11 protein-coding genes are annotated in these 14246 nt (G+C 31.5%); 10 read left to right on the top strand and 1 reads right to left on the bottom strand.

Features of this window, described 5'->3' with window-relative positions; genetic code table 11:
* Positions 1 to 11: 11 nt before the first annotated feature.
* Positions 12 to 1577, bottom strand: a complete 1566-nt coding sequence (gene leuA, locus M9397_RS02010; RefSeq protein ID WP_250259597.1) for a 2-isopropylmalate synthase — start codon at positions 1575 to 1577, stop codon at positions 12 to 14.
* Positions 1578 to 2010: 433 nt separating this feature from the next.
* Here leuA and rsmH point away from each other — a divergent pair, with 433 nt between their 5' ends.
* The 10 genes from rsmH to murC all read left to right on the top strand — a co-directional run bounded on the left by rsmH (position 2011) and on the right by murC (position 14144).
* On the top strand, positions 2011 to 2967 hold the full coding sequence (gene rsmH, locus M9397_RS02005; RefSeq protein ID WP_250259594.1) for a 16S rRNA (cytosine(1402)-N(4))-methyltransferase RsmH: 957 nt from the start codon (positions 2011 to 2013) through the stop codon (positions 2965 to 2967).
* 2 nt (positions 2968 to 2969) lie between these two features.
* A complete protein-coding gene (gene ftsL, locus M9397_RS02000) occupies positions 2970 to 3284 on the top strand; it encodes a cell division protein FtsL (protein ID WP_250226730.1) in 315 nt (104 codons plus the stop codon).
* An 84-nt stretch (positions 3285 to 3368) separates the two neighbouring features.
* Entirely contained in the window at positions 3369 to 5063 is a 1695-nt protein-coding gene (ftsI, locus tag M9397_RS01995) for a peptidoglycan glycosyltransferase FtsI (RefSeq protein ID WP_250226729.1), read from the top strand.
* Positions 5064 to 5102: 39 nt separating this feature from the next.
* Positions 5103 to 6611 (top strand): UDP-N-acetylmuramoyl-L-alanyl-D-glutamate--2,6-diaminopimelate ligase, encoded by a 1509-nt coding sequence (murE, locus tag M9397_RS01990; protein ID WP_250259592.1) that lies wholly within the window; start codon positions 5103 to 5105, stop codon positions 6609 to 6611.
* Entirely contained in the window at positions 6608 to 7981 is a 1374-nt protein-coding gene (gene murF / locus M9397_RS01985) for a UDP-N-acetylmuramoyl-tripeptide--D-alanyl-D-alanine ligase (protein WP_250259590.1), read from the top strand. The genes murE and murF overlap by 4 nt, the downstream gene beginning before the upstream one ends.
* A complete protein-coding gene (gene mraY / locus M9397_RS01980; protein WP_250259874.1) occupies positions 7966 to 9054 on the top strand; it encodes a phospho-N-acetylmuramoyl-pentapeptide-transferase in 1089 nt (362 codons plus the stop codon). Before murF ends, mraY begins: the two co-directional genes overlap by 16 nt.
* Before the next feature lie 4 nt (positions 9055 to 9058).
* Complete coding sequence (gene murD / locus M9397_RS01975) at positions 9059 to 10381, top strand: UDP-N-acetylmuramoyl-L-alanine--D-glutamate ligase (RefSeq protein WP_250226725.1); 1323 nt, start codon at positions 9059 to 9061, stop codon at positions 10379 to 10381.
* Positions 10381 to 11577, top strand: coding sequence for a cell division protein FtsW (ftsW, locus tag M9397_RS01970; protein WP_250226724.1), 1197 nt, complete (start codon positions 10381 to 10383; stop codon positions 11575 to 11577). Before murD ends, ftsW begins: the two co-directional genes overlap by 1 nt.
* Positions 11574 to 12641 (top strand): undecaprenyldiphospho-muramoylpentapeptide beta-N-acetylglucosaminyltransferase, encoded by a 1068-nt coding sequence (murG, locus tag M9397_RS01965; protein ID WP_250259588.1) that lies wholly within the window; start codon positions 11574 to 11576, stop codon positions 12639 to 12641. Before ftsW ends, murG begins: the two co-directional genes overlap by 4 nt.
* Before the next feature lie 60 nt (positions 12642 to 12701).
* The gene (gene murC, locus M9397_RS01960) at positions 12702 to 14144 is read left to right on the top strand and encodes a UDP-N-acetylmuramate--L-alanine ligase (protein WP_250259586.1); all 1443 of its coding nucleotides are present in this window, start codon (positions 12702 to 12704) and stop codon (positions 14142 to 14144) included.
* Positions 14145 to 14246: the final 102 nt, after the last annotated feature.

Here is a 14246-nt window from a genome sequence, read left to right as displayed (position 1 = left end):
GGTTTTCCAAATTACTGATTATTATTATTATTGTTTTTTATATATTTTCGTTGGATTATCACTTGTTTCGATCGCCAAATATTATTTAAAACATGAATCATGGCTTTCACTGAAGATTCTATTACATCTGTATCTAATCCAACTCCATGAAAATTGCGTCCTTTATATGATACAACAATATCTACTTGCCCTAACGCGTTACGACCATGTCCTTTTGCATTCAGTTGGTATCTCTCTAAATTTATAGTAGACAACTTAGCGATGCGAGTTAATGCTTTATAAATTGCATCTACTGGTCCATTACCATTCGTTGAATAAGAACATATGTTGTTTCCACAATATAATTTTACTGAAGCGTGAGCAATTCCAGAAGAGCTAGAATGTACATGAAAACATTTTAATCTGAAGAATTCCGATTGTTCTTGTTGATTATTAATAAATGCTAATGCCTCGAGATCGTAATCAAATACTTGTCCCTTTTTATCTGCTAATTCTAGAAAAACATCATATAATTTATCCATGTCGTAATCACTGTCTTGATAACCCATTGTTTTCATATGATATTTTACTGCTGCTCTTCCAGATCGAGATGTAAGGTTTAATTTAAAATCCTTTAGACCAATAGTTTCGGGAGTCATAATTTCATAGTTTTCCCTATTTTTTAGTATACCATCTTGATGAATACCTGCAGAATGAGAAAAAGCATTTGACCCAACTATTGCTTTATTAGCTGGAATAGGCATATTACATAATTGACTTACTACTTGACTAGTTCTATAAATTTCTTGATAATGAATATTAGTGCATACATTCAGTAAATCTTCTCGTACTTTGATGGCCATAATTACTTCCTCTAGAGCAGTATTTCCTGCTCGTTCACCAATACCATTTATGGTACCTTCAATTTGACGAGCTCCTGCTTGTATAGCTGAAATAGAATTGCCAACTGCCATCCCTAAATCATTGTGACAGTGAACAGAAATAATAGCTTTATCAATGACAGGGACACGATTATATAAAGAAGTGATAATTTTCCCAAACTGGTATGGAGTGGTATAGCCTACTGTATCGGGAATATTAATTGTACTTGCTCCGGATTGAATAGCAATTTCAACAATAAGACATAAATTATCTATATTGGTACGTCCAGCGTCTTCGCAAGAAAACTCTATGTTATCAGTGTATTTCCTTGCATACTGTATTGCATGAATGGTCATTTCTATAATCTGATCAAAGTTTTTTTTCAATTTAGATTGAATATGTACAAAGGAGGTGGGTAGGAATATATGAATGCGAAAATTTTTTGCAACTTTTAATGCCTCTGCTGCAATATCAATATCGTTATCGACACATCTGGCTAGGGCGCATACTAAACTATTTTTTATGTGTTTGGCTATCGTATGAACCGATTCAAAATCTCCTGGAGAAGATACTGGAAATCCAACTTCCATAATATCTACTCCCAATCGTTCTAAAGCAAAAGCAATTTGCAATTTTTCTTTTACGTTTAAACTCGCTTGTAGAGCTTGTTCGCCGTCTCGTAAAGTTGTATCAAAAATAATGACTTTTTGACTCATGATTATTTATCTCTCATGAATGTTTGAGATAGATATATAATATCTGAATTAATAATACACTGATTACGAACTAATAACATCAGATTTAAATAATAATTTATTACATTAAATTTATTTTAAATCTATTAAATATGGTTTGTCAACTACTAATACTATTGGCAGGGAAATGTTAATACAACAGTACTATAATATTTTTTAAGATTGTTTTTTTATGTTATTATTATTGATAATAGTGTTTTTTGAATTTTTAGATTAAAAATGTGCAATTTTATGTTTTGAATATAAGATATAAAATCTATTCTAATTGAAGTTTCTATAAACACTTAGTACTATAAAATATAAAATGTTATGTATCTGACAATTTTTATTGTTAGGTATTTCAGATTGTATTAAACACGCATATTGTTATCTATATTTTTTGGTTATTATATACATGTTCCATATTAACTACACTCATAAAAGTGTATTGCTACATGAAGCGATACAGTTATTGAATATTAATTCAACAGGAATATATATTGACGGAACGTTTGGTTCAGGAGGTCATTCTAAATTAATTTTGTCTCAATTAAATAAACAAGGTCGTCTGTTAGCAATGGATAAAGATTTATTAGCAATAAAAATTGGAAAGTGCATTGCTGAACAAGATGATAGATTTACTATAATACATAGTTCGTTTTCTAAAACGATCAAATATGTTAAAAATGTAGGACTAATTGGATTAGTGGATGGCATTTTACTGGATTTAGGGATAAGTACGTATCAAATAAATGATTGCAGCAGAGGATTTTCATTTATGCAAGATGGTTTACTGGATATGCGGATGGATATTAGCAATGGAATATCTGCGGCTGAATGGCTATCGAAGGCATCTCAAGAAAATATTGCTTGGGTTTTAAAAATTTTTGGAGCAGAAAGATTTTCAAAAAATATTGCTAAAGTTTTAGTATCTAAAAGACAACATACACCTATTATACGCTCAATTGTTTTATCTAAATTAATCTGTGATGCTATTCCGCTACGTAATATGCGTAAGCATCTTGCAACTAAGAGTTTTCTCGCAATTAGAATGTATATTAATAATGAATTAGAAGAAATAACACAAGTATTAAAAGATGCATTGGTTATATTGGCTCCGAGAGGCAGGTTGGTAGTAATTAGTTTTAATTCTCTAGAAGATCGGTTAGTAAAATACTTCATTCGTGAACATAGTTGTGTTTGGTCTATTCCTCCCAAGATCCCGTTAACAAATAATCAAATATTTAATCAATATAAAAGTAAGTGTCAATTAAAAAATATAGGAAAATTAACACCTTCAAAGCAAGAAATTAAAAGAAATATACGTGCTCGTAGTGCAATATTACGTTGCGCTGAAAAATTAGTGATGTGAATATGATGGAAAAGAAACAATATACTCTTGTTAATATTATTTATGATGATTTATATTTATATGGTAAGTGGCAATTACTTTTATTGTTGTTAGTATTAATATCAGCAATGTTGGTTGTTTTAGTAACTTATCAAACTAGATCTATGATTATAGATCGCGAGAATCTTGTATTAGAAAAAAATAATTTAGATGCTGAATGGAGAAGTTTAATTCTTGAAGAAAAAATATTATCTCACCATAATCGTATTGAACGCATCGCTATAGATAAATTACAAATGCGTTATGCAGAACTAACTCAAGATAATACATTGTATTGATTTATAAAAATTTGTTATGCAATAAATAAAAATATTAGTTACATAGGCTATAGTTCATCACGTGATGAACATCATTTATGTTATATGAAGTTTAAATCTTATAATTTTCAAACAATTTTAAATAGCAAACGTTTTAATGTATTATATAGCTGTATTTTTTTTGTATTAATTGTTTTGCTATTAAGATTAACTTTTTTACAAATTATCTATTCTGATCAGTTGATTAATGAAGGTAACATGCGTTCATTACGTGTACAAAGTACACTTTCTCCTCGTGGTAGTATTACCGATAGAATGGGTAAACTATTAGCAATTAGTATACCGGCTGATTCGGTTTGGATTGATCCTAAAGAAATTAATAAGAACGGCGGTATTGCTGCTGATATCCGTCGCTGGACGGAATTATCCGAAATATTATCTATATCATTAAATAAGCTATCATCTCTCATTAATAATCATACCACAGATCATTTTTTGTATTTAGCGCGACAAATTGACCCTACTATTTCCAAATACATCAGTCAACTTAAATTACCGGGAGTACATTTGCAATCAGGATCAAAAAGATATTACCCCTCTGGATGTACAACTGCTCATTTAATAGGAGTAACAGATGTAGATAATCAAGGAATTGAAGGTATAGAGAAAAGTTTTGATGCCTGGTTGACTGGGCAACCCAAAACAAGAGCAATGCGAAAAGATAGATTTGGGAGAACAATTGAAGAAATTATTTTAAATCATGGTCAAGCTTCTCAAAATGTCATTCTCAGCATTGACGAACGCCTTCAACATGTGGCATATCGGGAATTGAACAATGCTATACACATAAATAAAGCAGAATCCGGTAGTATAGTGTTGATAGATATTAATACTGGAGAAATTCTAGCTATGACGAATAGTCCATCATATAATCCAAATGATTTTTTATCTATTGTTAATAAATCTGCTATGCGTAACCGTGCTATTACTGATGCGTTTGAACCAGGTTCAACAGTAAAACCTATTGTGATTATGGCTGCATTACAACATAATCTAATTACAAAAGACACGATTATTAATACATCACCTTATATAATAAATGGGCATCGAATTAAAGATGTGTTATATCGTAGAAAATTAACTATTAGAGAGATACTACAAAAGTCTAGTAATGTTGGCGTTTCTAAATTAGCATTGGCTATGCCTGCAACAGTTTTGGTTAACACATATTCAAATTTTGGAATGGGTAAATCAACAAATATAGGCTTAGTGGGAGAAAGTAACGGAATATACCCATATAATAAATGTTGGTCAGACATAGAACGCGCCACCTTTTCTTATGGATATGGATTAATGATTACTCCGTTACAACTAGCTAAAGTGTATGCTACTATTGGTGGAATGGGAATATCTCGACCACTTTCCATTATACGGATTAATTCTTCTTCGGTACTAGGTAAGCAAGTTTTTCCCACATCTTTAGTACGAACTGTGTTGGACATGATGGAAAATGTGTCATTACCGAGTGGTGGTTGTCACGCTGCAATTAAAGGATATAGGGTTGCCGTAAAAACTGGTACTATCAAGGTAGTTGGATCACATGGGAAATATATTAATAAATATATTGCATGTACCGCTGGGGTGGCTCCTGCAAGTAATCCTAGATTTGCTTTGGCAGTAGTAATAAATGATCCTAAAAATGGTCATTATTACGGAAATATGGTATCTGCTCCAGTTTTTAGCGCAGTAATGGGTAATGCATTAAAAATAATGAATGTAAGACCAGATTTTTTACAATAATTTCATAATAAATCGATCGGGTCTTGTAAATACAATTATATGTGTGATTTACGAAATTTATACAAATTATTTGCGCCATATGTTTTTGACAATCCTACTAATCCCACATTAACAGGAATAGAATTGGATAGTCGTAACATTGTATTAGGAAATTTATTTGTAGCAATTAAAGGTTCTAAGACCGATGGAAGATCATATATTAACTATGCGATCAAAAAGGGAGCTGCGGCAGTTTTATTAGAATCTTGGAATGATACAGCAATATTTAATAAATATAGTTATCATTTAAATAAAATACCTGTAGTTTATGTTGATCGTTTACCGCGGTATTTATCTGATATAGCAGGTAGCTTGTATAATCATCCATCACGTTTTTTGGATTTAATCGGTGTTACTGGTACTAATGGAAAAACTACTATAACACATTTATTAGCTCGTTGGGTCCAATTGTTGGGGGAAAAAAGCGCTGTGATGGGCACAATAGGTAACGGGACGTTAGATAATATGTGTATGTCTCATAACACAACATGCTCTGCTATTGATGCTCAAAAAATATTAGCTCAGTTTGTTAAAAACAAGGTTACATTTGTTGCTATGGAAGTATCATCACATGGATTAGATCAATATCGTGTGGATGCTTTGTATTTCAAAGTAGCTATATTTACTAATTTAAGCCATGATCACTTAGATTATCATGGTAACGTTATGCAATATTCTATGTCTAAATGGAGGCTATTTAATGAATTATGTGTAGAAAAATATGTAATTAATGCTGATGATCCCATTGGTTATCGATGGTTATATAATTGTCCTCAAGCAATTGCAGTAACAGCAACGAGTAATTTGCCATATTTTTGGAAAGGTAAATGGATACGTGGGGTTAAGGTAAATTATCATATTCATGGCACAGATATAATGTTTGATTCAAGTTGGGGCAACGGAGTAATTCGTAGTCAATTGATAGGGGAATTTAACGTTAGCAATGTATTATTAGCTTTAGGTACGTTGTTAGTATTAGGGTATCCTTTGTCATTATTGGTACATACATCATCACAACTACTACCGGTAGTTGGTAGAATGGAAGTATTTCGTTCTCATGGATATCCTACGGTTATAGTAGATTATGCGCATACTCCGGATGCATTAAAAAAAGCGCTAATTTCAATTAGACGATTTTGTTATGGTCAACTATGGTGTGTTTTTGGGTGCGGAGGTAACAGAGATTCAAGTAAACGTGCTTTAATGGGTTATATTGCGAATCAGTATGCTGATTGTATAATTATTACTAATGATAATCCGCGTATGGAAGAACCGCAATCGATTATAAATGATATTACTTGTGGCATACCATCATATCCAAAAAAAATCATCAAAATTATTAAAAATCGTTACTGTGCGATACAAACTGCTATTTTGAAAGCTTCTTTAGAAGACATAATTTTGATCGCTGGAAAAGGTCATGAAAAATACCAAATCATCGAAAATAATGTCATATATCACTCTGATCAATACATAGTAAAAAATTTTTTAAAGAGCAATACATCATGATTCCATTTAGTTTACATGAAATAGCGCCAGTTTTACATGCTAAATATATTGGTATGGATTTAATGATTCATGAGATCACTATTAATTCGAATATTATTTACAAAAAATGTATGTTCATAGCGTTAATAGGTAAACGTTTTGACGGTCATGATTTTACAAATCAAGCAATTGCTGCTGGTGCTCAAGCATTGTTAGTAAATCATCATGTATTATTAGATGTTCCGCAATTAATAGTTCCTGATACTCGTTGCGCTTTAATAACGTTGGCGCGTTGGGTGCGCCAACAAACATCAGCAAAAGTTATTGCTATAACTGGATCGAGTGGAAAAACATCAGTAAAAGAAATGACTGCGTCTATATTAAAAGGGTGTGGAAATATAATAGCAACACAAGGTAACTTAAATAACACAGTTGGGGTTCCAATTACTTTATTACGTTTAACAAAAAAAAACAATTTTGCGATTATCGAATTAGGATCCAGTTCTCCTGGAGAAATTGCTCAATTAAGTAAGATAGTTTCCGCTAATATAGCTTTAGTAAACAATGTTTATCCTGCACATTTATCAGGTTTCAAATCATTATCTGAAATAGGCAAAGAAAAAGGGAAAATTTTTGCTACATTAGATTCAAACGGAACAGGTATTATAAATGCTGACAGTCATGCTTTGTCCGTATGGCGTAAATCGTTGAAGGGGAAATTTATATGGTTTTTTTCTGTATGTACTAACGTAGGTATAGATTTTTTTGCAAGCAATATTGTTGTTAAAAAAAATGGAACACGATTTATGTTGCATACCCCATATGGAACTTCTCCGGTAGTTTTATCAATGTTAGGAATACATAATGTGGCTAATGCTTTAGCTGCTAGCGCTATTGCATTTTCTGTAGGAGCAGGTTTATCAGAGGTAGTGTATGGATTAGAAAATATAAAAATGTTACCTGGAAGGTTATTTCCAATTATTTTAGGTCAAGGTAAATTATTATTAGATGATACTTATAATTCAAATGTTGGTTCTATGATATCTGCTATTCACGTGCTAACTACCATGCCAGGATATCGTATATTGGTAGTTAGTGACATGTTAGAATTAGGAAAATATAAATCAATTAAGTATCATTGCTATATTGGAAAATTAATCGCAACGACAAATATTAATAAAATTCTTACCATAGGCAGCGTCAGCTATTTTATATCTAAAATATGTGGAAAAGGAAAACATTTTCAAAATAAAAATAAATTAATTATTTATATCAAGCAAATGTTATCTAATCATCAATCAATTAGTGTGTTAATAAAAGGATCACGTGCTTTTAAAATGGAGCAAATAATAGATGCTATTCGGGATGGATCAAAATATTATTTTGGCTAACAGAGAATGTATTAGTACTGTATTCATCCAAATTTAATATTTTTTATCATTTAACTTTCAGAGCTATTATTAGTTTTATATTAGCATTGTTTATTTCTTTAGGGATAGGTTACTATACAATTACATGGTGTCATAATTTGCGTTTTTTTCAAATAGTACGTTGTGATGGGCCACAATCACATACTCAAAAAAAAAGTACACCTACTATGGGTGGAATCGCGATGCTTCTATCTATTGCCATATCAGTAATGATGTGCGCTGATTTATCAAATATATATATATGGTATGTAGCATTTATACTAATAACATATGGAATATTGGGTTTAATTGATGACCTTTTAAAAATTAAAAAGAAAAGTTCTTCAGGTTTGAGTGCATTACATAAATATTTTTGGCAATCATTGGTCGCTTTAACTTTAGTCATAATTATCTTTGTGTCAGATCGTAGTCCTACATCTACACAATTGATAGTGCCATTTTTTAAAAATTTTATGCCAGAATTAGGTATTTGGTATATTTTTCTAGCATATTTTGTTGTTGTTGGAACAAGTAATTCCGTAAATCTATCTGATGGTTTAGATGGGTTGGCGATTATGCCTATAATATCCATTGCCGCTGGATTAGCTGTAGCTGCATGGATGAGCAACGATCTTCACTTTGCTAGTTATCTAAATCTTCCTTATATCTACTTTTCTGGAGAATTAGTAATCATATGTTCTGCTATCATTGGAGCTGGGCTTGGTTTTTTATGGTTTAACACTTATCCTGCTCAAATATTTATGGGTGATATAGGTTCCTTATCACTTGGGGGTGCGCTCGGAGTGATTGCAGTGTTGTTGCGTCAAGAATGTTTATTATTAATTATGGGCGGTATGTTTGTAATAGAAACTTTATCTGTGATCCTACAAATAAGTTATTTTAAATTATTTGGAAAACGAATATTTAAAATGGCACCCATTCATCATCATTTTGAACTAAAGGGTTACCCAGAACCTCGGATTATAGTTCGATTTTGGATAATATCTTTAGTGTTGGTTTTTTTTGGATTAATCACTTTGAAGATGCGTCAATAAAAATATGCGTAATTACCGAGGATCACAAGTTGTAATTATTGGTTTAGGGATAACGGGTTTATCTTGTGTCAATTTTTTTTTAGATCGTGGTGTGATACCGAAAGTAATAGATACCCGTATATGTCCTCCGGGGATAAAAAAATTACCACATGCTGTACAGTATCACTTAGGAGCATTTAATGATATGTGGTTGTTGAGTGCTACATTGATTGTAATTAGTCCTGGAGTACGATTAGATCATCCAATTTTAATTGAAGCTTTAAAATTAGGAATAGAAATTATTGGTGATATTGAATTATTTGCTCGTGAAGTAACTGCACCGATAATAGCTATTACTGGATCTAATGGAAAAAGCACAGTAACTCAATTGGTTGCTACAATGGTTAGAAGTATTGGATGGCGTGTTGGTGTAGCAGGGAATATAGGTGTGCCTGTGCTTTCTTTACTTAATAAATCATATCAATTATATATATTAGAGCTTTCGAGTTTTCAACTAGATACAACCTATAGTTTACATACGATAGCAGCTGTAATTTTAAATGTTAGCGAAGATCATATGGATCATTATCCTGGTGGATTAAAACAATATTGGTTGTCTAAGCAAAGAATTTATAAAAATACTAAAATTTGTGTGATGAATGCTTTAGATCCTTTAACAGCGCCTGTATATAATGATTACGATTATTGTGTAAGTTTTAGTGAAAACGAAGATTCTGTAGATTATTATCTGAAATATTATAAAGGACATATTTGGATAGTTGCATACAATAAATATGTACTGAATTGTTCTGAAATGAGAATGAATAATCGTGTTAATTATATAAATGCATTATCTGCTTTGGCATTATCGGATATTATCAATATTCCTCGCTCTATTTCTTTAAAAGTGTTGCGCCAGTTTTCTGGTTTAATGCATCGTTGTCAATTAATTTATAAAAATCATGGAGTGAGTTGGATTAATGACTCTAAATCTACTAATGTCAGTGCCACTAAAGAAGCGATCAACAATTTAATGTTATCTGGTACGTTACATTTACTATTAGGAGGTGATGGTAAATTAGCTGATTTTTCTTCTTTGAAACATTTGATTAAACAACATAAAATTAATCTTTATTGTTTTGGAAAAGATGGATCATTATTGACGGAATTAGGATTTAGTGATGTTATTTTTACAAATACAATGATTCAAGCAATGCGTATTGTTAGTCGTCGTGTAAAACCGAAGGATATAGTTTTGTTATCTCCGGCTTGTTCTAGTTTGGATCAATTTAAATCATTCGAAATGCGTGGACTTATATTTACTCATTTTGCTCGAGAATTTAGATAATGAGGTTCTTTAAAACAAAAATTATTAATCAACCATTAAAGTTGGATAAAAAAAAATCATTAAATATTAATGTATTATATGACCGTATATTTTTTTGGTTATTATTAGGATTAATTAGTATTGGTTTTGTTATTATTAGTTCAGGATCAATTCCCACTGGTCTGAGATTAGCGAATGATCCGTGTTATTTTATAAAACGTGTAATTATTTATTACAGTGTAACATTTTTATTATCGGTTCTTGTTTTAAGAACACCCATAATATTTTGGAAGAAATATAGCGTTATTATGTTGATATGCAGTTATATAATGTTGACAGCCGCATTAATTTTAAATAATTCTACTAATGGAGCATCACGTTGGATAATGTGGGGTTCATTGTGTATTCAGCCTGCGGAACTATCAAAATTATCCTTTATTTGCTATCTTTCTAACTATTTAGAACGTAAATCAAAAGAAGTACGCGCCAAATTTTGGAGCATATTGAAACCTATAATAATAATGATTATATTAGCTGTACTATTATTAGCACAACCTGATTTTGGTAGTATTATTATTCTTTTTATTACTACTTTGGCTATATTGTTTCTTTTTGGCGCTAAATTATGTCAGTTAATATGGGTTTTTATACTTAATATATTCTTAATTGTACCATTAATTGTGATTAAACCTTATCGCATACAACGTATATTTACTTTTTGGGACCCATGGAGAGATCCATTTGGAAATGGTTATCAATTAACTCAATCATTGATAGCTTTTGGTCGTGGAAAATGTTTTGGAGAGGGACTAGGAAATTCTGTTCTGAAATTAGAATATTTACCTGAAGCTCATACTGATTTTATTTTTTCCATTCTTTCGGAAGAATTAGGATATTTTGGAGCAATTTTAGTACTGTTTATGTTATTTGTAATTGTGTTTCGTGGAATGATTATTGGTTATTGCGCCTTAAATATTAATCACAGATTTTCCGGAATTTTAGCTTGTTCTATTAGCATTTGGTTTGGATTGCAAATTTTTATTAATATAGGCACTGTCAGTGGAATATTGCCCACAAAAGGATTAACATTACCATTTATTAGTTATGGAGGATCTAGCTTTCTGATTACAGTCATGGCAAGCATGCAGTTGTTAAGAATAGATTTCGAGACACGTTTATCTAAAAATCAAGCTTTTTTGAAGCGCATTAAAAAATGAATCAAAAAAAGAAAATTATGATCGTAGCAGGTGGCAGCGGAGGGCATGTATTTCCGGGATTGTCAGTGGCCCATTATCTAATTAATAATGGATATCAAGTTGTTTGGCTGGGCACTTCAGATCGTATTGAAGCTAAATTAGTGCCTCAATATGGTATTGATATTAAATTTATTTATATTAAAAAGTGGTGTGGAGAAAAATTGCACATTAAGTGTACTATGCTGTTTTTTATTTTTTTAGCAATATATCAAGCACGAAAAATTATAAAATATTGGCAACCTGATATAGTATTAGGAATGGGTGGATATGTTTCTGGGCCCGGTGGATTAGCAGCATGGACGTGTGGGATACCATTGATAATACACGAACAAAATAGAGTTATTGGGTTAACCAATCGGTATTTGTCAATTTTTTCTAAAAAAGTGTTGCAAGGATTTCCTGGTACTTTTCCTAATGCTAAAATAGTAGGTAATCCAATACGACATACGATATTAGCTGTTCCAAATCCATCTAAGCGATGGAAAGGTCGTGTTGGTCCTATTCGTGTTTTAGTGATTGGAGGCAGCCAAGGCGCACACATATTAAATAAAATTATTCCAAATATGGCTGAAAAATTATCTAATAAATTAATCATATGGCACCAAGTTGGAGAACAAGATTTTAAAAAAGTAACACGGGCTTATCGAAAAATAAAACAAAGCTATCATAGAATTGTAAAATTTATTGATGATATAGCTCAAGCATACGCGTGGGCAGATATACTGATATCCCGCGCTGGAGCATTAACAGTAAGCGAGGTATCTGTTGTAGGGTTGCCAGCAATATTTGTGCCTTTTATACATCATAAAGATCGTCAGCAATATTGGAATGCGGTACCATTAGTACAGGTGGGGGCGGCAAAAATTATTGAACAACAAAATTTTACAAGTGATACTGTAAGTACAATGTTATCATCTTGGGATCGAAAAACATTATGTAGTATGGCGCAACGCGCTAGAAGTATAGCCATACCTAATGCAACTCAACAAGTTTCTCAGACAATAATTGAATACCTAAAAAAATAAATATATGAATTACATTCCATTTTGATAAATAGAAAAACATTAAAAGTATATTGAATAGATATGTCGAATATACTATGTTTCGGACCGAACAATGCCATGCCAATGATGAATCGCATTAAACAAATACATTTCGTTGGTATAGGTGGTGTGGGTATGGGTGGAATTGCAGAAATATTAGTACACGAAGGTTACTGTATCACCGGATCTGATATTATGCACAATAGTATAACACGTCGCTTATTTAGATTAGGAGTAACAATCTATATTGGTCATAAATATAGTAATATAAATAATGCTAACGTTGTGGTTATATCTAGTGCTATTTATCCAAATAATCCTGAAATTTTAGCTGCTCAACAAGCTCGTATTCCCATTATTCAACGGGCGGAAATGTTATCCGAATTAATGAGATTTAAGTATGGAATAGCTATTTCTGGAACGCATGGAAAGACCACTACTACAACAATGATAGCTAGTATTTACATTGCAGCAGGATTAGATCCGACGTTTATAAACGGAGGTATAATAAAATCGGAAAATGCACATGCTCGAATTGGATATGGTCGTTATTTAATCGTAGAAGCAGATGAAAGTGATAATTCATTTTTGCATTTGCATCCCATGGTGGAGGTGATTACCAATATTGATACTGATCATATACATCAGTATCAAGGAAATTTTAAATATCTTAAACAAGCATTTATTAATTTTGTACATAATCTACCATTCTATGGATATGCTATAGTATGTCTCGATGATCCAGTAATTTGTGAAATTCTACCTAAAATTAACAGAAAAACAATCACTTATGGTTTTCATAAAAATGCTGATTTACATATTTTTAATTACCATCAAAATATAGACAAAAGTAATTTTACTATATTACGTTCCAATCAAACAAAATTACAAGTTACTTTAAATGCTCCTGGTTATCATAATGCACTGAATGCTACAGCTGCTATTGCAGTAGCAACTGAAGAAGGGATTAGTGATAGAATTATTCTTAAAACTATGTTGGATTTTCAAGGAACACATCGACGTTTTGAAAATTTAGGTCATTATTCTTTAAATAAGATCAATGGTCAAACAGGAAAAATTCTGTTAATAGATGATTATGGACATCATCCGGCTGAGTTACATGCTACTATTGCAACGATTCGAACTGGATGGCCTGATAGACGATTGATTATGGTATTTCAGCCTCATCGATATACACGTATAAAAGAACTATATCATGAGTTTGTTGGTATACTTTCTAATGTGGATATTCTTTTAATATTAAATGTTTATTCTGCTGGAGAACCACCTATTTTAGGAGTGAATAGTCAATCTTTGTGTCGTGCGATTCGAGCATATGGTAAGGTTAATCCAATATTTATACCGAATACGCAAACATTATCAAGCGCATTAGTTCAATTCTTAAGAAATAACGATTTGCTCTTAATTCAAGGAGCTGGTACAGTAGGGGAAGTTGTGCGTAGATTAATCGTTAAACATGATTAATATTATAATCAATATGTGATCATAGATGATTCTTAATTGTATCAAATAATGAAATGTGAGAATAAATAGAACAATAGTAATTTTTTTATGAGCAAAATAATA

Origin of the sequence: Blochmannia endosymbiont of Camponotus sp. C-003, from assembly GCF_023585685.1 — a bacterium.
Lineage (GTDB): Bacteria > Pseudomonadota > Gammaproteobacteria > Enterobacterales > Enterobacteriaceae > Blochmanniella.
The sequence above is the reverse complement of the archived record's forward strand: the minus strand, read 5'-3'. Positions and strand labels throughout refer to the sequence as shown.